At 70.2% G+C, this 208-nt stretch carries 1 protein-coding gene; it reads right to left on the bottom strand.

Annotated elements, in window-relative coordinates; genetic code table 11:
* Window positions 1–208, bottom strand: a 208-nt coding sequence (locus ACYQ2W_RS26995) for a hypothetical protein (protein ID WP_459874254.1), incomplete at both ends; no start/stop codon positions are given.

Genomic DNA, 208 nt, shown 5'->3' with positions numbered 1-208 from the left:
CGACGATGCCGATGATCCGCCCGTCGTCGGAGGGGATCCAGGCGTTCTTCTCGGCGTCGTACCAGCCCGCCGGGACCCGCTCGCCCACCGGGAAGCCGAGGAAGTTGTCGACGTAGAAGGGCAGCGGGTGGTTGAAGTCGACCCGGGTGGCGCCGGCGGCCAGCGCCTCGTCGAGGCTCAGCTCGACGGCGTAGGTGTAGCCGCTGGT

This window comes from Endothiovibrio diazotrophicus, from assembly GCF_054657215.1.
This window is presented reverse-complemented; position numbering and strand designations above follow the sequence as displayed.